Source organism: Flectobacillus rivi (assembly GCF_030056655.1).
GTDB classification, from domain to species: Bacteria; Bacteroidota; Bacteroidia; order Cytophagales; family Spirosomataceae; genus Flectobacillus; species Flectobacillus rivi.
In genome coordinates, this window is record NZ_JASHIE010000008.1 from 92,824 (window position 1) to 117,118 (window position 24,295).

The 24,295-nt window shown below is 37.7% G+C and carries 20 protein-coding genes; 8 read left to right on the top strand and 12 right to left on the bottom strand.

Annotation, left to right across the window (positions count from 1 at the left end):
- Window positions 1–154 precede the first annotated feature (154 nt).
- A complete protein-coding gene (gene der / locus QM481_RS11885; RefSeq protein WP_283381944.1) occupies window positions 155–1,477 on the top strand; it encodes a ribosome biogenesis GTPase Der in 1,323 nt (440 codons plus the stop codon).
- 238 nt (window positions 1,478–1,715) lie between these two features.
- Window positions 1,716–2,633: a DMT family transporter gene (locus tag QM481_RS11890; RefSeq protein WP_283381945.1), complete on the top strand. Its 918-nt coding sequence runs from the start codon at window positions 1,716–1,718 to the stop codon at window positions 2,631–2,633.
- A 102-nt stretch (window positions 2,634–2,735) separates the two neighbouring features.
- On the opposite strand, the gene QM481_RS11895 is transcribed toward QM481_RS11890, so the two are convergent.
- Both QM481_RS11895 and QM481_RS11900 read right to left on the bottom strand, forming a co-directional pair.
- Window positions 2,736–3,770, bottom strand: a complete 1,035-nt coding sequence (locus QM481_RS11895; protein WP_283381946.1) for a WD40/YVTN/BNR-like repeat-containing protein — start codon at window positions 3,768–3,770, stop codon at window positions 2,736–2,738.
- A gap of 86 nt (window positions 3,771–3,856) precedes the next feature.
- The gene (locus tag QM481_RS11900; protein WP_283381947.1) at window positions 3,857–6,253 is read right to left on the bottom strand and encodes a T9SS type A sorting domain-containing protein; all 2,397 of its coding nucleotides are present in this window, start codon (window positions 6,251–6,253) and stop codon (window positions 3,857–3,859) included.
- A gap of 671 nt (window positions 6,254–6,924) precedes the next feature.
- Between QM481_RS11900 and QM481_RS11905 the strand changes: the two genes are divergently transcribed.
- Window positions 6,925–8,583 (top strand): fatty acid--CoA ligase, encoded by a 1,659-nt coding sequence (locus tag QM481_RS11905; protein WP_283381948.1) that lies wholly within the window; start codon window positions 6,925–6,927, stop codon window positions 8,581–8,583.
- Window positions 8,584–8,725: 142 nt separating this feature from the next.
- Window positions 8,726–9,310 carry a precorrin-2 dehydrogenase/sirohydrochlorin ferrochelatase family protein gene (locus QM481_RS11910; protein ID WP_283381949.1) on the top strand — a complete coding sequence of 195 codons (585 nt, stop codon included), beginning with the start codon at window positions 8,726–8,728 and terminating at the stop codon, window positions 9,308–9,310.
- A 2-nt stretch (window positions 9,311–9,312) separates the two neighbouring features.
- Here the strand turns inward: QM481_RS11910 and QM481_RS11915 are convergent, their stop codons facing one another.
- A complete protein-coding gene (locus QM481_RS11915; RefSeq protein ID WP_283381950.1) occupies window positions 9,313–10,074 on the bottom strand; it encodes a LytR/AlgR family response regulator transcription factor in 762 nt (253 codons plus the stop codon).
- Between the two features lie 126 nt (window positions 10,075–10,200).
- Entirely contained in the window at window positions 10,201–11,283 is a 1,083-nt protein-coding gene (gene fbaA / locus QM481_RS11920) for a class II fructose-bisphosphate aldolase (RefSeq protein ID WP_095160713.1), read from the bottom strand.
- Window positions 11,284–11,813: 530 nt separating this feature from the next.
- Between fbaA and QM481_RS11925 the strand changes: the two genes are divergently transcribed.
- On the top strand, window positions 11,814–12,614 hold the full coding sequence (locus QM481_RS11925; protein WP_166549730.1) for a serine O-acetyltransferase: 801 nt from the start codon (window positions 11,814–11,816) through the stop codon (window positions 12,612–12,614).
- Between the two features lie 161 nt (window positions 12,615–12,775).
- Window positions 12,776–13,660, top strand: a complete 885-nt coding sequence (gene cysM / locus QM481_RS11930) for a cysteine synthase CysM (RefSeq protein ID WP_283381951.1) — start codon at window positions 12,776–12,778, stop codon at window positions 13,658–13,660.
- Between the two features lie 224 nt (window positions 13,661–13,884).
- On the opposite strand, the gene QM481_RS11935 is transcribed toward cysM, so the two are convergent.
- On the bottom strand, window positions 13,885–14,817 hold the full coding sequence (locus QM481_RS11935; protein ID WP_283381952.1) for a methylenetetrahydrofolate reductase: 933 nt from the start codon (window positions 14,815–14,817) through the stop codon (window positions 13,885–13,887).
- A gap of 227 nt (window positions 14,818–15,044) precedes the next feature.
- Between QM481_RS11935 and QM481_RS11940 the strand changes: the two genes are divergently transcribed.
- Entirely contained in the window at window positions 15,045–16,277 is a 1,233-nt protein-coding gene (locus tag QM481_RS11940) for an RsmB/NOP family class I SAM-dependent RNA methyltransferase (protein WP_166549727.1), read from the top strand.
- A gap of 244 nt (window positions 16,278–16,521) precedes the next feature.
- Here QM481_RS11940 and QM481_RS11945 read toward each other — a convergent pair whose 3' ends face one another.
- Window positions 16,522–17,481 (bottom strand): SGNH/GDSL hydrolase family protein, encoded by a 960-nt coding sequence (locus QM481_RS11945; RefSeq protein WP_283381953.1) that lies wholly within the window; start codon window positions 17,479–17,481, stop codon window positions 16,522–16,524.
- Between the two features lie 24 nt (window positions 17,482–17,505).
- Window positions 17,506–18,042, bottom strand: coding sequence for a hypothetical protein (locus tag QM481_RS11950; RefSeq protein WP_283381954.1), 537 nt, complete (start codon window positions 18,040–18,042; stop codon window positions 17,506–17,508).
- Window positions 18,043–18,232: 190 nt separating this feature from the next.
- On the opposite strand from QM481_RS11950, the gene QM481_RS11955 reads away from it, so the two are divergent.
- Window positions 18,233–19,405: an acyltransferase family protein gene (locus QM481_RS11955; RefSeq protein ID WP_283381955.1), complete on the top strand. Its 1,173-nt coding sequence runs from the start codon at window positions 18,233–18,235 to the stop codon at window positions 19,403–19,405.
- Between the two features lie 71 nt (window positions 19,406–19,476).
- On the opposite strand, the gene gpmI is transcribed toward QM481_RS11955, so the two are convergent.
- From gpmI to eno, 5 genes are all read right to left on the bottom strand, one after another.
- Window positions 19,477–21,000 carry a 2,3-bisphosphoglycerate-independent phosphoglycerate mutase gene (gpmI, locus tag QM481_RS11960; RefSeq protein ID WP_283381956.1) on the bottom strand — a complete coding sequence of 508 codons (1,524 nt, stop codon included), beginning with the start codon at window positions 20,998–21,000 and terminating at the stop codon, window positions 19,477–19,479.
- 149 nt (window positions 21,001–21,149) lie between these two features.
- Entirely contained in the window at window positions 21,150–21,767 is a 618-nt protein-coding gene (locus tag QM481_RS11965) for a DUF1684 domain-containing protein (RefSeq protein WP_283381957.1), read from the bottom strand.
- Window positions 21,768–21,824: 57 nt separating this feature from the next.
- The gene (locus tag QM481_RS11970) at window positions 21,825–22,358 is read right to left on the bottom strand and encodes a low molecular weight protein-tyrosine-phosphatase (protein WP_283381958.1); all 534 of its coding nucleotides are present in this window, start codon (window positions 22,356–22,358) and stop codon (window positions 21,825–21,827) included.
- A gap of 65 nt (window positions 22,359–22,423) precedes the next feature.
- Complete coding sequence (locus tag QM481_RS11975) at window positions 22,424–22,732, bottom strand: FtsB family cell division protein (RefSeq protein ID WP_166549721.1); 309 nt, start codon at window positions 22,730–22,732, stop codon at window positions 22,424–22,426.
- A gap of 209 nt (window positions 22,733–22,941) precedes the next feature.
- Entirely contained in the window at window positions 22,942–24,219 is a 1,278-nt protein-coding gene (gene eno / locus QM481_RS11980) for a phosphopyruvate hydratase (RefSeq protein WP_283381959.1), read from the bottom strand.
- Between the last annotated feature and the right edge of the window lie 76 nt (window positions 24,220–24,295).

Here is a 24,295-nt window from a genome sequence, read left to right on the forward strand (position 1 = left end):
TTAGCTCTTGAAGCATTAAGCTAAGCCTAGTAGGACTTTATTGGCACTTGTGTCATAGTTTATCTTTAACCAGAGGTGCTCCATTTCTAATCACCTTCTTGCGATGACAAGCTCGACAGGATGAATTGGAGAAACAGCTCAAACAAACAAATCAATGTCAAACATTTTAGCGATTGTAGGTCGCCCAAACGTGGGTAAATCTACATTATTCAACCGCCTTATCGAGCAAAAGAAGGCGATTATGGACAACGTATCTGGTGTTACTCGTGACCGTCACTATGGTTTTGGCGAGTGGACAGGTAAATACTTTACCGTTATTGATACAGGTGGATACGTGCACGGGTCAGAGGATACATTTGAAGGTGCTATTCGTGAGCAAGTAGAATTAGCTATCGAAGAAGCAGATGTGTTATTATTTGTAGTAGATTGTCACACAGGTATTACCGACTTAGACAAAGACTTTGCTAATGTACTACGTCGTTCAAAAAAGCCTGTATATGTTGCAGCCAACAAAGCTGATACCTTCGAAAAAGGTCTAATGGCTGCTGAATTTTATGAATTAGGTTTAAGTGAGCCATTTGCTATTTCGGCAGAAAACGGTTCGGGTACAGGTGACTTGCTTGATGGGATTGTAAGTCATTTTCCAGAAGAAGGTATTGAAAATCCTCACCAAGACATTCCTAAAATTGCTATTGTAGGAAAACCAAACGTAGGAAAATCTTCTTTCTTGAATGCTCTATTAGGTAAACAAAGAAGTATTGTAACTGATATCGCAGGAACAACGCGCGATGCCATTGATAATCACTATACTTTGTATGGAAAAGAGTTTATCATTACAGATACTGCAGGTATTCGTCGCAAGGCAAAAATCGACGATAACTTAGAATACTATTCGATTCTTCGTTCATTGAAAGCAATGGAAGAGTGTGATGTTGCCGTTGTGGTTATTGATGCGACTACTATCGACCCTCTTACTGGTTTGCAGGCACAAGATATGAACATTATTTCGATGGCACACCGTGCAAAAAAAGGAATTGTGTTGATGATCAACAAGTGGGATTTGGTTGAAAAGGATTCAATGACCTCAAAACGCCTTGAGGATGCAATCCGTCAACGTATGGCTCCGCTCAACTATATGCCAATGATTTTTACTTCGGTAAAGGATAAAATACGTATTTTCCAAGCAGTTGAAAAGGTATTGGAGGTTTACGAAAATAAAACAAAACGTATTCCTACTTCTAAGTTGAATGAAGTAATGCTACAGGTAATTGAAAACTATCCTCCTCCAGCATGGAAAGGTAAGTATATCAAAATTAAATATTTGACTCAATTACCAACAAAAGCACCATCTTTTGTATTATTTTGTAACTTACCTCAATATATCAGAGAAAGTTATGAACGCTACTTAGAAAACAAAATGCGTGAGCACTTTGACTTCACTGGTGTACCAATTCAATTATTCTTTAGAAAAAAATAAGGAATTGCCAATCAGCTAAAAATGATTGCTCCTTTAATAAATATGAATATCAATCGTACTATTATCTCGACACTCTGGCTCAACAGTTTTCTGTTGTAGGAAGGTTTGTCATGGGTAAAAGGTACTACTCAAAAGAGTCTTTCTGCATAAGGAAGGCTCTTTTTTGTTTTGCGATAAGCGTAGGAGTCTTTCTTCCATAATTAACCAAATCTCTTATCGCACAAAGCCCTCAAACTCGATGAAAACAAAATCAACCAACAAGTCTAGTTATTTCGCAGGAGTTATTCTTGTCTTTGTAGGTGCGGTAGCTTTTGCTGGCAAAGCCGTATTGGTACGATATAACTATCTACACTATCACGTAGATACTATTTCGCTACTTGCACTTCGAATGCTTTTTTCAGCGCCATTTTATGTAGGCATTCTGGTGTTCAAAAATATAAAAGATACTACAAAGCCAACGCTCAGTAGCAAAGAGTGGCTAACAATGGTTTTGATTGGTATTGTTGGGTATTATTTGGCGGCTCTGTTCGATTTTTGGGGGCTAAATTATGTAACAGCTAGTGTTGAGAGATTAATTCTGTTTTTATATCCAACAATTGTAGTAATTGTTTCAGCCATTTTCTTGAAAAAGAAAATCACTAGAATTCAATATTTGGCACTTGTTGTGACATATCTAGGCGTATTTTTTTCCTTTATCCCTGATCTCAAAATTGGGATGCAGAAGGATTTATTATTAGGCTCGTTTTTAGTATTTCTGAGTGCCTTTACTTATGCTTTATATTTGATTGGCAGTGGTGAAATGATTCCTAAAATAGGCTCTTTGCGATTTACATGTTATGCCATGTTGATTTCAACAGTGATTGTGATGGGACATTTCTTTTTAACGAATCATGCAAGTTTGTTCTCCTATCCCAAAGAAGCTTATTTACTTTCTTTTGTGATGGCTTTGTTCACTACCGTGATTCCATCGTTTATGATTTCGGATGGCATTAAGAAAATAGGCTCAGGAAATGCTTCTATTATTGGGAGTATTGGCCCTGTTGCCACGATTATCATGGCAAACATATTTCTTAATGAACCCATCAGTATTTGGCAAATAGGCGGCACGATAATAGTCTTAATAGGAGTATTGATGATTTCTGTAAAAGGTAAGTGATAACTTATAATGATAAAGGAACAAAGTAGTAGAGTTCATATTGATCAAATACGAAGCTTTATACTTTGTCCCTTTATTATTAAGTACCCTGATTTTACTTATCTACTTTAAAAAATCTGTATTCAAGCGTGCAATCATTCCTTTTCCTCCTACTGCCCACACGCTATTTCCAACAATACTGATAGCATGAAATGGAGTTTTATCAATCATAATCCAACTTTTCCCAAAGTCTTTCGAATAGCTTGTGCCTGAAGGTCCAACAGCAATAAGGATTTTCTTTTGAAAAATAGCGACTCCCTCCTTCAAACCAGCAGGATTGGTATTAGCTTCCAACTGCCAAGTTTTGCCTGCATCAGCAGTAACCAATACATTGGGTAAGTCTTTTTCAACTTCCAAATAGTCACCGCCTACGGCCACACCGTGTTTGTTATCCCAAAATCTCATTCCGAATAGACCTGATGCTTTACCTGCAGGTACAGGAGTATCAATTGCTTCCCATGTTTTTCCTTGGTTTAATGTTCTAAATACTCTTGCAATCTCAGCTCCACCAGTACAGATATAAGCTTGTTTTTTTCCTACTGTAACCATACTGGTGCCTGAAGCTGCAAATGCCGCCTCTGTACCTCTATTGGCTGGCAAATCTATTGTGGTTAATTTTTGCCAAGTTTTCCCTGCATCAATTGTTTTGAGTAAATACCAATGTCCGTCAATAGGATCGGAGAATACTAATCCTGTTTTTTTATCCCAAAAGTCTATTCCATCAAAGAACACACCCTTTTCTTCTGTTTGGAAAACCAAATTCCAAGTTTGTCCAGCATCCTCAGTACGATAAATTTTTGCGGCGCCTTCTGAGGCTTCTCCTGCACTTACAATAATTGCCTCTCTTTCATTAAAGGCATAAATGTCTCTAAAGTCTAATTTCTCTGCATTAGGCACATTAATTACGTGCCAATTTTGCCCACCATCAATAGTTCTCAACACAGTGCCTTTACTCCCACTGACCCATACGTTTTTATCAGATACAACGTGTACAGTTCTAAAGCTTGCTGTTGTATTGATATTCTGGCGCAACCATTGTGCTTTTGATGATAGATGCAAAAAGGAAAGTAATAGAAAAGTTAGGAATATCTTTCTCATACGGTTTGTTGATTAATGAAGGTTTCTATAAAAAGAAAAGCCCCATCATTATATCAAATGACGGGGCTTTTCTGGAAATATTTTGATTATCTATTTACAACAAGACGTTTTGTTAATTCAAAGCCATCTGCTTGGAAACGGAACAAATAAGGTCCTTCTGGTTGGTTTCTCAAGTCTACTACCACTTTACCTGTAATAGTTGGAATTGAGCCTGTATAAATCAAACGACCAATCATGTCGTAGATTGAGAAACTTACTTTGTTGTAGTTTTCTAACGTTTCTACTGTAACTAGACCATTACTTGGGTTTGGATAGATTGCTAAACCTTTCAACTCTGGCTCTTCTTTGAAGGTATAAGCCTTAGAATAATCGGTATAACAAACTAAAGTGTTTAATGGAGCAGGTACTGAGTAAACCACTTTTCTACGAGCTGAATAGTCACCATAACGGTTAGCTTTGATGCTTTCCTCTACAAATGTTAACACTTCTGAGCCGTATTTCCATTGATAATCTGTACCGTCTGGGAAGTTAGTAGCTTTCAATGTAAATGCACCATCTTTTACGATACTTGCAGCAGAAGCACTAGGGCTTTCTTTAACTGTAACAGTAATAACATTTGAGCGAGCAGAAACACAACCATTTGCATCTTTAGCTGTTGCAGAATATTGTCCTGATAGTTTTACTGCGTCAAGAACTTTACTTACCAAACCTGTATTCCATGTAACGTCATTTGAGCTAGAAGCTGTCAATCTTACGCTATTTTCTTTTGTGTAATCTGTAACATCTCTTGAGCAAAAAGTAATTGTACCTTCGGCTGTAACCACTGGAGCGGCAGGAAGTGGTAATACTGTAACTGCTACAGTATCTGATAACGGTGATACACAACCTCTTGGATCAACTACTCTAACAGCAGCTTTCGTAGTTACTTTTACTGTTACCGAGCGGGTTGTATCATTCGTTGTCCATCTAAATCTTGTTGTTTCTCCTGAAGCTAACACCGACGACTCTAATACGATACTTCTATCAGCACAAACTTTTACCAATCCATCACCTTTAACCGTAATTGTTGGTTTAGCAGGCAAAGCGTACACTGTTACACGAATTGCGTCAGAAGTTGGAGACAAACAATTGTTAGTATCGCGAACAGCTACTGTGTAAGAGCCAGCCTTAGTTACTTTGATAGACTTAGTTATTTCTCCAGAACTCCAAGCGTATTTACTTTGAGTTGATGATGTTAAATTAACACTAAAACCATCACAAAACGCTAATGGTCCATCAGACGAAATTGTAGGTTTTGCAGGAATAGCATAAACTTTTACAATCGTAGTATCTGACGTCGGCGACACGCAACCACTTGTGTCTATTACTTGAACTGCATATTTACCTACGGCATTGATACCTTTCAAGCTAGCTGTTGTTGCACCTGTATTCCATTTGTATTTATAACCTAAGCTAGAAGTCAATGTTAATGTATCACCATTACAAATTCCTGCATTCTTTTTAGATGGAGTAATTGTTGGCTTAGCAGGAACATTAAGTGCTTTCAAGCTGATTGGGTTCGACAATTTTGAGTAACAAGCCTGACGATTTTCGATCGTTTGTACTTGAATTTTTGCAGTCTTATTGAACTTAATTGAACTTTTGTTACCTAGTGAGTCTTGATAGACACCGTTTACATACCATTTATAGTAAGCAACGTGAGTTGCGCTATCCGACTTCAGAGAAACCACTTTACCTTGGCAAAACAATGAGTCCCCCGTAATAACTGGTTGCTTTTGAATCTCAATAAATAAAACAGTAACGTAGTTACTAGAATATTGAACACCAGCAGGTGTAGGGCAATTACGAGAAATTGCCTTTACATTATAAGTCCCACCCAAGTCTATTTCTATCTGTGGTGTGCCCTGACCTTGAGTATTAGCAGAAGTAACCCCATTAGCACCATTTCTATCCCAGATATAATCAAAGCTAGGGTCAGTTATAGTAGATGCTAAACGAACTGGTTCCTTAGCTTGACCTTGACATGTCTCGTAATAAGAAAAACTTCCTGTATTAACAGAATACACTTGTGGTCTAGGAGGAATTTTAGCATAAGGAATATTTACTGCTGCTGAAGGTAAGCTGTACACAGAACTCTCTTCACACTTAGCATAATAACTAGTATTGGAGGTAATACGATTTTCAAGGTATGCACCTGTACCAATTTCCGAGTTATTTGAACTATTATACCAGTGAACGGTTCCTGAGTTACAGTTCTCCGCAATTAAGCCTACATAAAGACCTTCATCACTTGGACTAAGCTCGTACCCACATTTGAGTACCTTGTAAGTTGCATAAGGAGCAACAGGCGCTGCTTCCACCAATGCTTTTGGCTTCTTATTGGACAAGACTCCGCCTTCTGTCAATGGCTTAGCCCATGAGGTCACAGAACCTACCACTAATAATGCTAAAGCTAAAAAACTGTTGCGAGTAAGGGTGCTCATAAGTTAACAAGTATTTAAGAAACGATATTAGGTTAAGATTACTCATTGCATGCGAATCGAATTCAAATGAGTAGTGTTTGAATATTCACAAAGTTGCAATTAAATAGTTAAACACTAAGTAAATTTAAGGGATGGGTGATGATATACCATAGAAAAAAAGGTAAACTTTTTAAACGGTATAATGGCTATTTTCTTCTTTTTCAAGAAGTTTCCCTTCATATTTTCTCAACTGTTTAGCGCTACTCAATTATCTACTGACTGCATAAAAAAAGTATCCCAACCCTTTACACAATGCTTTTAAGTTGATTATGAAATATTTAAGATTTTATTGAAATAATAATCGGCTTCTTTTTTTTGATTTTTACTTAGCTCTTAGGCGCGATGCAATAGATTGGTTTTCGAAATATATCGAATTTTCGACAAACATATAAGAAATAATCAACATTTAATAGTTTAATTTTTCGATAAGCTCCTTTTCAAAGGCAAAAATGATTCATATCATTCTTGCTTATTTCTACTATTACTTAATTCTGCGTAGCTAATTTATTCTTCTAAGGATTCATTTTTTTTGTAGCTGTTAATTCAAATAGTTTTGTATCTTTGAAATAAACATTAACCATTTTATATTTTTTATAAATATTTTAAGTAAAAATGCTTAATTCTATGAAATTATGAAAATTAAGAAACTTCCAGTTGCTTCTCAGGCATTTGACTATCCGTTGTTGATCAAAAGTATTTTGGCTTACTCTACAAAGCTTGAACCTAATCGAGAAATAGTATATCGTGACCTCGTTCGATATAATTATATCACACTCAACCAACGTGTAGCGCAACTAGCAAATGTACTTTCTTCGGCAGGAATGGATGGTGCTACAACTGTAGCTGTTTTGGACTATGACTCACACCGATATTTGGAGTGTTTTTTTGGCATTCCGATGACAGGAAATGTACTACATACTATCAACTGGCGATTGTCTGCCGCCCAAATCTTGTACACTATTAATCATGCTGAAGATGCTCTTATTATTTGTCATCTTGACTTTTTACCTTTGTTAGAATCTTTAGCTTCTGAGCTTACAACAGTAAAGGGGGTGATTGTATGTACTGATGGTCAAATGATGCCACAGAGTGATAAATTGCCTATTTTGGGTGAATATGAGACCTTACTATTGCAGGCATCTACTGATTTTCAATTTCAAGATTTCGATGAAAATGCTGTAGCAACTACATTTTATACCACTGGCACAACGGGCAATCCTAAAGGCGTATTTTTTACACATCGCCAACTTGTATTGCATACGCTTGCTTTGTGTTTTACCTTTGGAACTGTAGATGGCACGTGCAGATTCAATAGCTCCGATGTTTATATGCCTTTGACGCCTATGTTTCATGTGCATGCATGGGGCTTTCCTTATGTTGCAACTATGGCTGGAGCCAAACAAGTATATATTGGGAAATTTGAACCAGAGGTTGTCTTAAAATGCATTGTGAAAGAACAACCTACTTTTTCGCATTGTGTACCTACTATCTTACAAATGTTTGTGGCGCACCCAGCCACCCAACAAATTGACTTATCTAAATGGAAAGTAGTGATTGGGGGCTCTGCTCTACCAAAAGCCCTAGCAAAAGCAGCACTACAACGGGGTGTGGATGTTATTACAGGATATGGAATGTCTGAAACTTGCCCAATTTTGTCTACTGTTTATCTGAATGCTGTAGATAAGATGAACCCAGATTTAGATTTTCAAGTAGAGGCACGTACCCGTACTGGCACTCCTTCTGTATTAGTCGATTTAAGACTTATAGACTCAGAGGGGCAAATTATAGAATCCAATGGTGAAGATATTGGAGAGATTACGGTACGAACGCCGTGGCTGACGCAAGGATATTATAAAGATACTGAAAAATCTGAGGAGCTCTGGCGAGATGGTTGGTTACATACAGGTGATGTGGCTTCTCTTAATGAAAATTATTCACTCAAAATCAGTGATCGCATCAAGGATGTGATTAAGTCTGGTGGAGAATGGGTTAGCTCTATAGATTTAGAAAATATGATTGGTACGCTGGAGGCTGTTCAAGAAGTAGCCGTGGTGGGTATCCCAGACGAAAAATGGGGAGAAAGACCTTATGCGCTCATTGTTCTAAAAGAAGGAAAAAGTCTCAGTAAAGAAGAGCTTAAATCACACATGAAGCAATTTGTTGAGGCTGGTAAAATAACTCCTTGGACGATTCCTGACGCCATTAATTTTACGACAATGATTCCAAAAACCTCTGTGGGGAAAATCGATAAAAAAGCCATTCGTGCAACGGTTGATACGATTTTGACCTAAATTGGTTCAAAAATGTTTTATATAAATGCTTGATTACGTAAACCTTGTTGGGCTTCCCGACGAGGTTTTTTGTTTGTTTTCAGACAGATTTCAAACATTTTTATAGAACTTCGTCTTACCAAGAGACAATCACTCCAAAATTATGACACAAAACGACTTATTTCCTATTTTCTTAAAACTTAATACGCTCGACGTACTGTTGGTTGGCGGCGGCAATGTTGGCCTTGAAAAGATTTCGGCTATGTTACAAAATAGCCCCGAAGCCCGCATCACCGTTGTGGCGCCTATGATATTGGATAGCTTGAGGGAGTATATCCACAATTTTGAACAGGTTCAAATTATTGAAAGAGAATTTCAAGAACAAGACCTAGACGACAAGGATTTGGTAATTCTAGCAACCGACAATCCACAGCTACACGCCAATATAAAGATGATCACGAAACAAAGAAGAATCTTATGTAATGTGGCTGATACCCCGCATTTGTGTGATTTCTATCTTGGCTCTATTGTTCAAAAAGGAGATTTGAAAATTGCTATTTCTACTAATGGAAAATCTCCAACTATGGCCAAGCGCATTCGAGAGTTTTTGGATGACATTATCCCTGATAATATTCAAAACTTGCTAGATAATCTTCGTGAAATACGAAAATCAATACAAGGAGATTTTCAGGAAAAAATCCGAGTGCTCAACGAAGTGACTGCATCGCTAGTCGAGAAGAAAAAATAATTTTAGAGAAAATCAAAATAACGCATAAAGTCGTCTTTGTAATTTCGACCTAAAGGAATCGTATGTTTTCCCATGATGATTTCATGGTCGTTAAAAGACTCTATTTGATCGATATTGATAGCAAACGAGCGATGCGTGCGAACTAGTTTGTCGAAATTTATACGTTCTAAAACACCATTTAAAGTCAAACGTAAGGTGTATTTCTTTGAACTTGTAATAATATGTACATAGTTGTTGTCTGATTCTAGGTACAAAATTTCACTCAGTTTGACTTTATTAAACTGATAGCTTTGTTTGATAAAGATGAAATTATCGATTTGTAAAATCGACTCACGTGTCGCATTAGGCTCTTTCGTGACTATATTCAAAGCCTTCACATTTGAAGTCTCATCTTTTGCTTTAGCAAAATTATGAATAGCTAAATCTATTGAAATTCGCAAAGCGACATTGCTAATGGGTTTGGTCAAATAAGCAGAGGGAGAGGTTTCTTTGGCTCTCTCTAGGGTTTCATCATCTGTCTGGCCCGACAAGTAGATAAAGGGAACTAACTTAATTTGTTTCAAATGTTGTGCCGTAACAATGCCATCCCAACTACCTTTTAATTGAATATCGAGTAAAACCAAATCCACTTCATTGGCTTTAAATAAAGCTAATGCGTCTTTTCCGTTATCAGCTACCTCTAGTACATCATATCCTTCGGCATCAAGTCTGGCAGCGAGGTCCATTCCTACAATAGCTTCATCCTCTACGATTAAAATGGTCATAATTCTTAATTTCTATAGTATTTCGGTATGTTTAGTAGGTAACAAAATTGATTGCATTAATTGATAAAACAAAAGCCGTTCAATAAATCCTATTGAACGGCTTCGAACTTATGTTATATTGTATGACTACAAGTACTTGTTAACATCTACAGAGTTAAGATCTTCGAATGCCAATTTCAAGCGGCTAACGAAAGTTTCTTCTCCTTTACGCAACCATACACGTGGGTCATAGTATTTTTTGTTTGGAGAATCTTCACCTGTTGGGTTACCAATTTGTCCTTGCAAGTATCCTTCTTTCTCTTTGTAGAAGTTCAAGATACCTTCCCAGAATGCCCATTGCAAGTCTGTATCGATATTCATTTTGATAGCACCGTAAGAGATTGCTTCACGGATTTCTTCACGAGAAGAACCAGAACCACCGTGGAATACAAAGTTGATTGGCTTCTCAGCTTCCAAACCGTATTTCTCTTTGATAAACTCTTGAGAGTTGTGTAAGATTACTGGAGATAATTTCACGTTACCTGGCTTATATACACCATGTACGTTACCAAATGCAGCAGCAATAGTGAAACGGTGAGAAATTTTGCTCAATTCTTCGTAAGCATAAGCTACTTCAGAAGGTTGAGTATATAATTTAGATGAATCAACGTCTGAGTTGTCAACGCCATCTTCTTCGCCACCAGTTACGCCCAACTCAATTTCAAGAGTCATACCTAACTTAGCCATTCTTTCAAGATATTTTGCACAGATTTCGATGTTTTCGTGCAAAGGCTCTTCAGAAAGGTCAATCATGTGTGAAGAGAAAAGTGGCTTACCATATTGTGCATAGAATTTTTCACCTGCATCCAAAAGACCGTCTAACCAAGGCAACAATTTTTTTGCACAGTGGTCTGTGTGTAAGATTACTTGCACGCCATACGCTTCGGCCAATTGGTGTACGTGATGAGCTCCAGAGATTGCACCAGCAATAGATGCTTCTTGTTTGCCATTTGGTAAAGATTTACCAGCATAGAACTGAGCACCACCGTTTGAGAACTGGATGATTACAGGAGAATTAACAGCTTTTGCAGCTTCTAATACACCATTAACAGTGTCTGTACCTGTTACGTTAACAGCTGGTAATGCAAATTGATGTTTTTTGGCAACTTCGAAGAGTTCTTGCACTGCATCTCCATGCAATACACCTTTTTGAGTAGCTAAACTTGACATAGTGAAATTTTTTCTTGTTAAAAACGTACCATACCTAATTTTTCAATCAGATAGTAGTCAAAATTAATAATTTTTCCTTGCTTTTTGACAAAAACACAAAATATAATTTGGCAACAACAATAAAGTAGCTAATTTAAACATATAGCTATTGGAGCGTTTCTAAAAATGATTCCCACCCCAGTAACTAGCTGTATTTCAACAACAAACTCATCCTATACTAGCCAATTATTAGGAAGCTTTTTATAACAAGCGTTTATTTGTCAATCGAAGATTTAGGAACTTATCTTCTTGAGATTATTTCACAAAAATACGAATCTATTTGGCATTATTATCGTTAAAATAACATTGATATTTGAATGACCTGACACATTTTACTATTCCATCTAATGGATTTATTCTTAGAATGTCCTAAGGCAGTAAAGCAATAACCAAGTTTATTAGTAGGATATTCGTTAGTCTAGGTGCAATTACCTAATTTTGTCTCATAATTTCTCAATGATTAATAGACGTTTACCAAACGTTCAGCTTACATGTTACCAAAAGACTTTTTAGAGGCATTAAGCCAAAAACATACAAAATCCAATACCTTCCCTTCTACGTCGGCGGTCAAAGAGTTGTTTACCGATATAATGCTCACGCTTTTCCCAGAGCAAACCCAAAGACATTATGGTTGTTTGGATGAACTTCAAGAAGCTTTTGACCAAATTGAGCTACGACTTACACGTTTATTGCGCTCTATGCAAAAGCATCTTGACGAAGATGCTCGTATTTTGGCGTCTAACTACATTCAAAATCTTCCAGAAATTTATCGGGTTCTACTAACAGATATTCAGGCTACTTTGCTAGGTGATCCAGCCGCTCAAAGTGAATACGAAGTAATTAGAGCTTATCCAGGCTTTTATGCAATTGCTTTTTATCGTTTGGCGCATGCACTTTACGAAATGAATGTGCCTATGCTTCCTCGTATTTTAACAGAGTACGCGCATTCTAAAACAGGGATTGACATTCACCCTGGCGCTGATATCGACGAATATTTTATGATAGATCATGGCACTGGTGTGGTGGTTGGCGAAACAACAACTATCGGAAAACACGTCAAATTGTATCAAGGCGTCACTTTAGGAGCACTGTCTGTCAGTAAAGAAATGGCATCGCTCAAACGCCATCCGACAATCGAAGACCATGTTGTGATTTATTCGGGAGCGACTATCTTAGGTGGTGAAACAGTCGTAGGTGCTCATTCGATTATTGGGGGTAATGTATGGCTCACCAGAAGCGTACCTCCACAAACAAAAATTTACCATCAAGAACAAGTAAAGATATTGAATTAAGCATATAGGCTACGAGCTGTAGACATACAGAAACTCTTCTTGTCTTTTAAAATAACCTTTCTGTCAAGTACTTAGAAACTATTCAAATTGCTACTCTAATAGTTTTGCTTATCCTAGCATATTAGAATCACCTAGCAATTGGCTCATATAAAATACAAATTATGGCAACACTTTTGGATTTGCTGGGAAACACCCCGCTGGTTGAACTGAACCGTATTAATCCTAATCCTAATGTAAAAATCTTAGGAAAATTAGAAGGAAACAATCCCGGAGGATCTGTCAAAGACCGTGCGGCTTATGGTATGATTAAAGGTGCTTTGGAAAGAGGAGAAATCACACCGGGTATTAAACTCATCGAAGCTACTTCTGGTAACACTGGTATTGCACTAGCAATGATTGCTCGTCTTTTTGACATTGACATAGAGTTGGTAATGCCCGAAAACTCTACTCGTGAGCGAGTATTGACGATGGAAGCATTTGGGGCGAAGGTCACACTTACACCAGCATCAGAGGGTATCGAAGGTTCTCGCGACTATGCAGAAGCACAGGTAGCTAAAGGAGGCTTTTTGATGTTGAATCAATTTGCCAACCCAGACAATTACATGGCGCATTATCACAGTACTGGTCCTGAAATCTGGCGTGATACCAACCAAACTGTAACGCATTTTGTAAGCTCAATGGGGACGACTGGTACGATTATGGGTACTTCTAAATTTTTGAAGGAAGTAAATCCTGCTATCCAAATTGTGGGCTGTCAACCTACAGAAGGCTCAAAAATCCCGGGCATACGTCGTTGGCCTGAAGAGTATCTCCCTAAAATTTATGACCCAAGTCGTGTAGACCGTGTGATGGATATTTCAGAAGATGAAGCTCGTGCGATGGCCAATACTTTAGCAAAAGTGGAAGGTGTTTTTGGAGGAATGAGTAGCGGTGGCGCAGCTTCAGCAGCAGTACGCTTGGCACAAGAACTTGAATCAGGCGTAATTGTATGTATTATCTGTGACCGTGGCGACAGATATTTGTCGAGTGACCTTTTTGGTGCGTAAAACCAGAATTTAATTGAGTGATTTAGTGGTTGAGTGAATTAGTGACTATGTTATCTATAGAGATGCAAAGCATTGCGTCTAAAGATATAGCATCATAGATTTTAGTATTAAAATATTCTTACTATTTCATCAAAAAAGCGGTCGGAAATTGTTTTTCGACCGCTTTTTTGATCTGACTTGGCTTGAGACGTAAAATATTACGTCTCTACTGTTGGCATCAACTATTATTTACGTAAACCTTCCGCTTTTAGCATCTCTCCTATTTGGTTTACCATAGCAATTGATGCTTCGATTTCTTCTTTACGAATTGCTACACTTTCAATATTAAAACCTACTGGTACTCCTAGCTGAACACCGTATTTAATGAGTTCTTCAGCAATCGTAATACATACTTCTACTGATCTATCTAATATATTTTCTGAAGTCTTAAATTCTTCTTTTAGTTCCTCGGGAATATGTATGCCGAGCCATTCCATAAAATGGAGTGTTTTTACCGAGCCACAAGCAGTCAATGTAAATATAATTGTTGGAATCTCTTGGTTTTTTGCTTCGCACGCTTGAACCAAAGCATCTAACATCGCTTTGGCATAATCTACATTAAATACACATTGTGATATAAAATAGCTTACGCCCGACGATACTTTATCTAAAATACGTTGGTCTTCATCCTTCAATACCGCATGACGTTCAGGAATCGTTACGGCACCAATGACCGATTGGTCTTGATATTGTCTCCAAACACTATAAGCTTCTGGTAAACTGGTAACAGGTACAAAATCTGGAGAAGGCACTCCTACAAACACAGGTGAAAAACCATGAGCTACTACATCACTCAGCCAAACATTTAATTCTTCTTTGGTAAATTTCCCTGCTGGGCGATAAATGATTTTGGGTACTTGTAGAGAGGATAAATGATTTTTGGCAAACTCAAAAGGGTCATGAGCACTAATAAATGGAAATGGGCGCTCTTCGCTTGTACGAGCCGACTCATCCTGTACATCATATACCACCAAGGCATCAATATCAAGATTATGTAATCGAGCTAACGTCTTTTCAGCAATTTCTACTACTTTTTCTGGACCAACCTGCGCTTTGGGAGGCGTAATTCCATACAATAAGATACCAGACTCTTTTGATTTGATTTTATCTAAAAACATAAATTTTTTACGAGATTGTGTAATCGGTTAACAGGATTACGTGGTAAGGGATAAGCATTTAGCGAATCGGGCTACAAAGGTAGCAGGAAGATTTGTGATTATAGAATCAAAACGTAAGGTTTTCTTGAGAATTGATAATGAATGAAATATACACTCTATGATTCTTTATCCTTTCCAAACTCCTAAAAAATTCGGAACTTTGTGGTTTCATACAAAAATACAATCACATGAGAATACATCGCCCTTTGGCAGATGCCGTTGTTGGGACTTTACAAGAAATCTTTTTGAATAAACGTCAAGCAGACCGTGCTATAGAATATGTACTAAAATCAAACCGTAAATGGGGAAGCCGTGACCGTGGGTTCATTGCCGAAAATACTTACGAAATCGTTCGCTGGTGGCGTATGCTCCATTTTGTGATTGAAGCACCAGAATCACTAAATAAATATCACTTCTGGCAAGCATTTGGGGCTTGGCAATTGCTCAAAGCCAAACATGCTAATTCTGATGAGGCACTCTTCAGATTACCTGATTGGGTTGAGTTTTCGAAAGTAAATACTAACCGTATTTTTAGTCGCTACGAAGAAGCAAAAAATATTCGTAAAATAATCGAATCTGTTCCGGATTGGTTAGATGCCCTTGGTGAAGCAGAACTAGGCACTGAGAAATGGAATAAAGAGATTCACGCACTAAATCAGCAAGCGCCTGTTATTTTACGTGTTAATTCTCTTAAGTCAAATCGTGAACATGTAGCAGATTTGTTGGGTGATGAGGATATTAATGCAGATTACAACAATGAATTACCCGATGGACTTATCCTTGAAGGTCGCCCAAGTGTATTCAAAACATCTATGTTTAAGGATGGTTTTTTTGAAGTACAAGATGCTGCCTCACAATTGGTAGCACCTATGTTGGACGTAAAAGCTGGTATGCGTGTGATTGACGCATGCGCTGGAGCAGGTGGTAAAACCTTGCATATCGCAGCTTTAATGGAAAACAAAGGGCGTATTATTGCGATGGATGTAGAAGAGCGTAAACTTCAAGAACTACAAAAACGTGCCCGTCGTGCTGGTGCCATGAATCTTGAAACACGTTTGATCGAGCCTAAAACAATCAAGCGTTTACAGGAAAGTGCAGACCGTTTGTTGCTCGATGTTCCATGTTCGGGCTTAGGTGTGATTCGTCGTAACCCAGATGCTAAATGGAAACTCACTCCAGAATTTATCGAGAACCTCCGCACGATTCAATATACTATCTTGACGCAATATTCGTCTATGTTGAAAAAGGGTGGAAAAATGGTTTTTGCTACATGTAGTTTATTACCTTCTGAAAGTGAAGACCATGTACGTCGTTTCTTAGCAGAACAAGGCGAACAATGGGAATTATTAGAAGAACGTCGTACTTCTCCTGCTGAGGATGGATACGATGGTTTTTATATGGCTTGTTTGCAGAGAAAATAGTAACATCCCAAAAAATATGAGTCATCCCGAATTTTAAAACCAAGATGATTCTGTAAACTTCATTAAAAAAGCGGTTGAAAAACAATTTTCAACCGCTTTTTTAATACCACTATGTTATCTCTGACTCCGTTTCAGAGGTAAAGTGTTATCTCTACTGCTAGAATGCAAATTTTATAAAAATCACTCATGCCCTCAAACGCAACTCACTAAATCTGAGATAATTTATGCTTATTCAGATTGCGCTTTATCTTCCCACTCCTATCTCCCTCAAATCTTCTGCTAGCTTTGCAGAAAAAACCTCTGCTCCTTTTTTATTGAGATGTTGAGAATTGTAAAACCATTTTTTCTCAAAACATAAAGAATCGTTGGTGTAATCTAAGAAAACACAACCGTATTTATTGACAGCATTCTGACAAAGTGCATTAAATGCTTTTTTGTTTTTGTAAAAAGGCTGTACTTCATAGTATTCTGGGGCATATACCAGAATAACTTTTATCCCCTTCTTCTGACAAAACTGTAGGTATTCTTCAAAACTTGCCTTTACATCCTTTTCGATGATATAATTGATGCCCTTAGGATATTTTTTCTTAAACTTCTCAAACTGATTATCCCAAGGAATATCATTTCCTTGGAAGCCTTTGTATTTGTTGGTATGTGCTACATTTTTAGAGCCTGTATAACACTTAAAACCTTCCCAAGCTAAGTCCCAATCGTTGGCATACTTATACATAGGCATGTATTTCTGAAAACCATTAAACTCTCCTTTTATGCCTGTTAGATTATTGAGTAAAAGTGGCTCGTTGAGATAGGGCAAAAACTGTTGATAATCTACTAGATTTTTACGTTTAGCAAAACCATACAAATCCACATTATGCACAATGTATTTGGGTGCTTTATTATGTTCTAAATATAATTTAAAACGTGTCCATTGCATATCGAATCGCCATGCAGACATACCCAAATTATATGAATTGAGGTGTAAAGTGGTATCCAGAATATAAGGAGAAATATGAAAAGCTGCTCGTGAAGAACCCAATACCAACAAATCAGCATTGATTTTGGCATTGAAAAGCGCATTCCAATCGGCTAATACAGTATGGTCTGATTTTCGTAATCCCGAATCGACCATATAAGCCATTAGACTTAGTGCCAGTAATGGAACTGTGATAATCAAAGCTAGCTTAAGCCAAAACTTTTGTAACATACTAGAAAAATTGAAGATTGGATTTTACTGAATAGTTGCTTTGATTTGGTAAGCTTTCTTCTCACCAAAAACTAATTGTTGAAATCCATCTATTTCATAATGTTTCAATTGATTTTGCTCAAAATCTGCTTTAATTTCCTTTCGGGTTTTGTACAAATAATTTTCATCCGACAACAAAGCATATACTTGTTGAAGCTTCCCATTTATCAGAATCAACTTTATTTGCTTCACCAATTGTGTTTCAGTAGGCTTGAGCGTATAGGTCACCAAAGAGTCATTTTGTGTAACTTGATAACTATTCACAAAAGCAGGCTTGTTTAAATCTGCTTGAATAAAAAAGTCTAATTCTTTCTCCCAATCCTGAATCACCTTTGTTTGTGTATCGGCAGTAGCGCCTACCTTTACTGATTTTTGAACAGCAGGTTTGCGTTGTGAAAGCTCTTTGATTTGCGATTCGAAAGTACCTTTTAAGTCAAAATATTTAAGACTGCTTTGCTCTACTTGCTGATTACAAGCCATTACAGAAAGCATTAAAAATAAACTAGCTAGAATGTTTTTCATGATACAAAATTAACACAAAAGCCTTTTATGTCGTTCCTTCTTCTCAGGTAATAATTCTTTGTCTGAATTATTACAACCATAAAAGATTTGGCACCAATAAAATTTCTTCGTATTTGCACTAACGATTCAGCATATTACCTATCAGAAATATCTTGGCATTTAGGTATATTGAGAGATAATCCCTAAACAAATGACATCTCAAAATCGACTTGCCTCTGCGGACATCTACCGTGGATTTGTCATGCTACTCATGATGGCCGAAGTACTACATTTCGGCGACGTTTCAAAAGCACTTCCTAATAGCTCTTTCTGGGCTTTTCTGGGACATCACCAAGACCATGTCGAATGGGTTGGTTGTGCTTTACATGATTTGATCCAGCCTTCTTTTTCATTTCTTGTTGGTGTGGTATTGCCATATTCTGTAGCAAACCGACTCAGCAAAGGAGGCTCTTTTAGTCAAGCGCTTTGGCATACCATCAAACGCTCACTCATCTTAATTGCTCTTGGTATCTTTTTGCGTTCCCAATACAAAACACAAACGTATTTCACCTTTGAAGATACCCTTAGTCAAATTGGCTTGGGATACACCTTTTTATTTATACTTGCTTTTCGTTCACAGAAAGTACAAATAGTAGCACTCATTACTATTCTGATAGGATATTGGTTAGCGTTTGCGCTCTATCCCTTACCTGACGCCAACTTCAATTATACCGATGCGGGTGTTACGAAAGATTGGGAATATAACCTATCTGGATTTGCTGCCCATTGGAATAAGAATACCAATTTGGCATGGGCTTTTGACCGTTGGTTTCTTAATCTTTTTCCAAGAGAAAAACCATTCTTATTTAATGGAGGTGGTTATGCGACCTTAAACTTTATTCCAACCTTGGGAACGATGATATTGGGTTTATTGGCTGGTAATATCTTTCTGTCGAGTAGCTCATCTCAAGAAAAGTTGAAGCGTTTTTTAATCTTGGGAATATCGGGTATAATCTTGGGATTAGTATTAGATGCTTTGGGAGTATGTCCAAACGTAAAACGTATCTGGACACCTACTTGGGTAGTTTTTAGTGGTGGTTGGTGCTTTTTGCTATTGGCATTTTTTTATTGGGTCATCGATATGAAGCAATCTACAGATGCCTATTTTTTAAAGGTTATTGGAATGAACTCTATAGCAGCCTATTGTATTGCTGATGCCTTAGGCGTTTATATCTCAAAATCACTGAAGATTCATCTAGGTGAAAATTACGCCAGTATTCTAGGAGATTCGTACCAGACCTTAATTCATGGAGGATTAATGTTATTGATCTATTGGCTGATACTACATTGGCTGTTTAAGAAGAAGATATTTATAAGGATATAGATTTCCCATAAATAACAAATCCCCGTGTAAATCTTATCTACACGGGGATTTGACAATATATTTTCAAGAAATTACAACAAGCTTACTCCTGTCATTTCTTTTGGTTGAGCTACGCCAATCAACTCCAAAATGGTTGGAGCAATATCGCCCAATTTACCATCTTTGATTGGATTGCTGTATTCGTTATCTACCAAAATACATGGCACCAAGTTAGTTGAGTGCGCTGTGTTTGGCGAACCATCTTCGTTAATCATGAAGTCTGCGTTACCGTGGTCAGCAATAATGATAAAAGAGTAGCCATGTTTCAAACCAGCTTCTACAACCGCTTGAGCACATTGATCTACAGTTTCGACAGCTTTAACTACTGCTGAGAAAACGCCAGTATGACCTACCATGTCAGGGTTCGCAAAGTTCAAACATACGAAGTCTACCTCTTCTTTTTCCAATTCAGGAATCAAAGCATCACGTAATTCAAGAGCAGACATCTCAGGAGCTAAATCATAAGTTGCTACCTTTGGAGAAGCACGTAAGATATTAGTTTGTCCTACGAAAGGCTCTTCGCGACCGCCAGAGAAGAAGAAAGTAACGTGTGGATACTTTTCTGTCTCCGCCATACGGATTTGTTTTTTGCCTGCATTTTGCAATACCTCACCCAATGTCATTGGAATATTGCTATCGTCAAACACTACTTTTACACCTTCAAATGACTTATCGTATTCAGTCATTGTCAAGTAGTACAAAGATAGTTTTTGCATATCTTGCTCAGGGAAATCACGTTGCGTCAGGGCTTGCGTAATTTCACGACCACGGTCAGTACGGAAATTGAAACAAAGTACCACGTCTCCTTCAGCAATAGTTGCCACAGGAGCGCCATTTTCTTCTATGATAATTGGCTTGATGAACTCATCTGTTACACCAGCCTCATACGAAGCGGCAATAGCATCAATTAAACCAGAAGCCGCTACTTTTTCACCAGTACCTTTTACCATGGCATCATACGCCAACTTCACACGCTCCCAACGGTTGTCGCGGTCCATTGCATAATAACGTCCTGTTACCGATGCGATTTTTGTACCTGTAGTAGCAATATGCGCTTGCAACTCAGTCAAGAAAGCTATACCCGATTTCGGGTCAGTATCACGACCATCTGTGAAAGCATGAATATAGGTCTCTGCTACTCCAGCTGTGTTAGCCGCAGTACAAAGCGCCTTTAGGTGATTGATATGAGAGTGAACACCACCGTTTGACACCAAACCGATTAAGTGTACTTTCTTACCATTTGATTTTGCATATTCAAAAGCCTCTGCCAATACTGGCTCTTGAGCCAATGTACCTTCGTCAACTGCTTTATTAATTCTTACTAAGTTTTGGTAAACTACACGACCTGCACCCAAGTTCATGTGACCTACCTCTGAGTTACCCATCTGACCAGCTGGCAAACCTACAGCCAAACCTGAGGCTTCCAATTTAGAATGTGGATACTTTGTATATAAAGAATCCATGAATGGCGTTTTAGCGGCTTCAATCGCCGATACTTCTGGCTTAGTACCGATACCCCAGCCATCCAAAATCATTAATACGACCTTCTTGTTCACGTAATTTTTTGGTTAATTGGTTATTATTATTTATTCAAGTCGAACTTTGTGAAGTACGACCTTCAAAAGGGATTTTTATGCAAGTTAATCCTTTTTAGGGAAAATAGTCTTCGACTTACACTCAACTACCCTATCATTGCTCACTGGAATTAGTGATTATTGCTCTTTTCTTTTAAAAACAATTTTTCGCCTGCTTCTATTCGAATAGACAGATGATTTTCCTTAGGAGGAATCGGGCAGCTATATCCTTCACTAAAAGCACAATAAGGATTGTAAAGTTTATTGAAATCCAACGCTATTTTTCCCTCCTTAATATCCTTTATGCTTACATCTAAATACCGCCCAGCACCATAGGTTTCCTTACCAGAAGTTTGATCTTTTAAAGGCACAAACAAGTAATCTCGATACTTTGGTATTTGCATTAGGGCCAAACTACGGTAGATATTCAGCTTTAAAGCTTTACCGTTAATAGCAAAACTTACTTCTCCATATTTGATGTATTCCTTAATTTTTCCATTAGAAGTAGGAAACTTGAATATAGTCCCATCACTTATTTTGGAAAAACGCCCTTCGACTTGGTAAAGTGAGTCGGGCTGGTAAAACTGGAGATACTGTAAATCATCTGCTTTGAGAGGACTATTGGCTTCTTCTAGAAACGCTTTTTTATATTTTTCACGAAAAACTTCCACCGAATCCTTCCATGCTTGTGCATGAGTATGAGTAGCAAGGCATAAACCTACGAATAAAAGACAGAGTTGCTTCACCATAAATTTCGGTTTTTAGACATTACATGAAACGTCTCAATTTTTCTATATTCCAATAACTTATTGCAATCCATGTGTTCTAACCAAAAAGTCTAAAAACTCCTCCGCACAACGACTCACAATTTGATAGACATTTTCAAAATCTTCATTTTGTCCATAATAGGGATCTGGAACTTCTGGAATTTTATATTCAGAGGAATCTATTAGAAAATCTCTGTTCGGAATAGCAACCTCTGGATCGAAACGACGGTACATAAAGCAAATATCGTCAGGTTGATGCATCCCTGTAGCTCGGTATGAGATAGACTGAATGTTGTCCATGTTGTAGTCATCCATACCAACGATATAATCAAATACGGAGAAATCTTCTCCAGTCAGTTTACGACAACGATGAAGTAATTCGATGTCATGACTACTAGCATTTTTACGAGTGCGATGATCAGGCAATTCGCCAATGTGATAGCTATGCGTAGCCGCTGAATCGCATTGGATTACTCTTTGTAAATTTCTGTTTTTTACAGCACGTCTGAATGTTTCCTCCGCAATCGGCGAACGACAAATATTTCCAGTACAAACAAACAGGACTTTAATCATATAGTTCAAAAAGGGTAATAATATTGAGGGGTTGTGATTCTACTCCGTTTTGTTTCAGAGATATATTACTTCTCAACAGGCTGATTTTCATCATCTACTAAGATGTATATTTCTTCTTTAGGTTTTTTCATTAAATATTTTTCTCTAGCGTATTTCTCTATCAACTTTGGATTACCCAACACCTCTTCACGCTCACGCTGAACATCCTTGAGTTTTTCTTGATAATAAATTTTTTCATCTTCCAAACGACCCAATTCTCCTCGTCTTTTGAACTGTGTCCAAATATCATTATCGTCAAAAACTAGCATCCACCCTGTCAAAGCGAGAAAGCTTAATGTGTAAAATCGGTATTTTGTGAACAACAAACGTATCATAGGATTATATAGATTATTCAATCATGTAAAATTATCATATTTATTTGGCTATCAGTAAACCGAATCAGAGAAATTACGCTTGTTGGCAGGCTACTATCAGGCTACGACCTAAAAACTTAAGAAGTCGACGATAGAGCTAACTTTGTTGAGGTAAAAAAAAAGACCAGCAAATTGCTTTGCCAGTCTTTTTGTAAATATGGTTTTTCCAATTAGAATTTCAAACCTGGGAAGTAAGCGTTAGCGCCTAATTCTTCCTCGATACGAAGCAATTGGTTGTATTTAGCCATACGGTCAGAACGAGAAGCCGAACCAGTTTTGATTTGACCTGTGTTCAATGCTACTGCCAAGTCAGCAATTGTAGCATCTTCAGTTTCACCAGAACGGTGAGACATGATGTTTTTGTATGAGTTACGTTTAGCCAAGTTGATTGTATCGATAGTTTCAGTCAAAGAACCGATTTGGTTTACTTTCACCAATACAGCGTTAGCTACACCTTGCTCGATACCCATTTGCAAACGTTTTACGTTAGTTACAAATAAGTCATCACCTACTAACTGGCATTTGCTACCAATTAATCTAGTTTGCTCAGCCCAACCAGCCCAGTCATCTTCAGCCATACCGTCTTCGATAGAGATGATTGGATATTTGTCAACCCAAGTTTTCCAGTAAGCAGCCATTTCCATGTTGTTCAATTGCTTGCCATCAGACTTTTTGAATGTATAAAGACCAGTTTCTTCGTTATAGAATTCAGAAGAAGCAGCATCCATTGCGATGAAGATTTCTTCACCTGGTTTGTAGCCAGCTTTTTCGATTGATTGCAATACGATTTCGATAGCCTCCTCGTTTGATTTGATGTTTGGAGCAAAACCACCTTCGTCACCTACGTTTGTAGAATAACCTTTAGATTTCAATACACCTTTCAAAGCGTGGAAAACTTCAGTACCCATACGCAAAGCGTGAGAGAAAGACTCAGCTTTTGCAGGCATTACCATAAACTCTTGGAAGTCGATTGAGTTATCAGCGTGTGAACCACCGTTCAAGATGTTCATCATTGGTACTGGCAAAGTATTTGCGTTTGTACCACCTACATAACGATAAAGAGATAAACCAGACTCTTGTGCTGCTGCTTTAGCTACTGCCAAAGATACACCCAAGATTGCGTTTGCACCCAACTTGCCTTTGTTAGCAGTTCCGTCGAGTTCAATCATCAATTTGTCAATAAGGTTTTGCTCTGTTACTTCAATGCCTAGAATTTCCGCAGCAATAGCCTCATTTACGTTTTCTACGGCTTTCAATACACCTTTTCCAACATAAACTGATTTATCTTCATCGCGTAACTCAACAGCTTCGTGAATACCTGTAGATGCACCTGATGGAACAGCTGCACGACCAAAAGCACCAGCTTCTGTGCGAATATCTACTTCTACTGTTGGATTACCACGTGAATCCAAGATTTGTCTAGCATGAACATACTGAATAGCACTCATCTTTTGTAATTTTTGTTTTTGGTTAAAAACTTGTGAATTTAGGGGAAATGATTCTTGAGATGTATCTCTAAATGAA

Excerpts from the sequence above, each read along its gene's own strand:
- der (WP_283381944.1), top strand. The coding sequence starts at position 155 with ATGTCAAACATTTTAGCGATTGTAGGTCGCCCAAACGTGGGTAAATCT.
- QM481_RS11890 (WP_283381945.1), top strand. The coding sequence starts at position 1,716 with ATGAAAACAAAATCAACCAACAAGTCTAGTTATTTCGCAGGAGTTATT.
- QM481_RS11895 (WP_283381946.1), bottom strand. The coding sequence starts at position 3,770 with ATGAGAAAGATATTCCTAACTTTTCTATTACTTTCCTTTTTGCATCTA.
- QM481_RS11900 (WP_283381947.1), bottom strand. The coding sequence starts at position 6,253 with ATGAGCACCCTTACTCGCAACAGTTTTTTAGCTTTAGCATTATTAGTG.
- QM481_RS11905 (WP_283381948.1), top strand. The coding sequence starts at position 6,925 with ATGAAAATTAAGAAACTTCCAGTTGCTTCTCAGGCATTTGACTATCCG.
- QM481_RS11910 (WP_283381949.1), top strand. The coding sequence starts at position 8,726 with ATGACACAAAACGACTTATTTCCTATTTTCTTAAAACTTAATACGCTC.
- QM481_RS11915 (WP_283381950.1), bottom strand. The coding sequence starts at position 10,074 with ATGACCATTTTAATCGTAGAGGATGAAGCTATTGTAGGAATGGACCTC.
- fbaA (WP_095160713.1), bottom strand. The coding sequence starts at position 11,283 with ATGTCAAGTTTAGCTACTCAAAAAGGTGTATTGCATGGAGATGCAGTG.
- QM481_RS11925 (WP_166549730.1), top strand. The coding sequence starts at position 11,814 with ATGTTACCAAAAGACTTTTTAGAGGCATTAAGCCAAAAACATACAAAA.
- cysM (WP_283381951.1), top strand. The coding sequence starts at position 12,776 with ATGGCAACACTTTTGGATTTGCTGGGAAACACCCCGCTGGTTGAACTG.
- QM481_RS11935 (WP_283381952.1), bottom strand. The coding sequence starts at position 14,817 with ATGTTTTTAGATAAAATCAAATCAAAAGAGTCTGGTATCTTATTGTAT.
- QM481_RS11940 (WP_166549727.1), top strand. The coding sequence starts at position 15,045 with ATGAGAATACATCGCCCTTTGGCAGATGCCGTTGTTGGGACTTTACAA.
- QM481_RS11945 (WP_283381953.1), bottom strand. The coding sequence starts at position 17,481 with ATGTTACAAAAGTTTTGGCTTAAGCTAGCTTTGATTATCACAGTTCCA.
- QM481_RS11950 (WP_283381954.1), bottom strand. The coding sequence starts at position 18,042 with ATGAAAAACATTCTAGCTAGTTTATTTTTAATGCTTTCTGTAATGGCT.
- QM481_RS11955 (WP_283381955.1), top strand. The coding sequence starts at position 18,233 with ATGACATCTCAAAATCGACTTGCCTCTGCGGACATCTACCGTGGATTT.
- QM481_RS11965 (WP_283381957.1), bottom strand. The coding sequence starts at position 21,767 with ATGGTGAAGCAACTCTGTCTTTTATTCGTAGGTTTATGCCTTGCTACT.
- QM481_RS11970 (WP_283381958.1), bottom strand. The coding sequence starts at position 22,358 with ATGATTAAAGTCCTGTTTGTTTGTACTGGAAATATTTGTCGTTCGCCG.
- QM481_RS11975 (WP_166549721.1), bottom strand. The coding sequence starts at position 22,732 with ATGATACGTTTGTTGTTCACAAAATACCGATTTTACACATTAAGCTTT.
- eno (WP_283381959.1), bottom strand. The coding sequence starts at position 24,219 with ATGAGTGCTATTCAGTATGTTCATGCTAGACAAATCTTGGATTCACGT.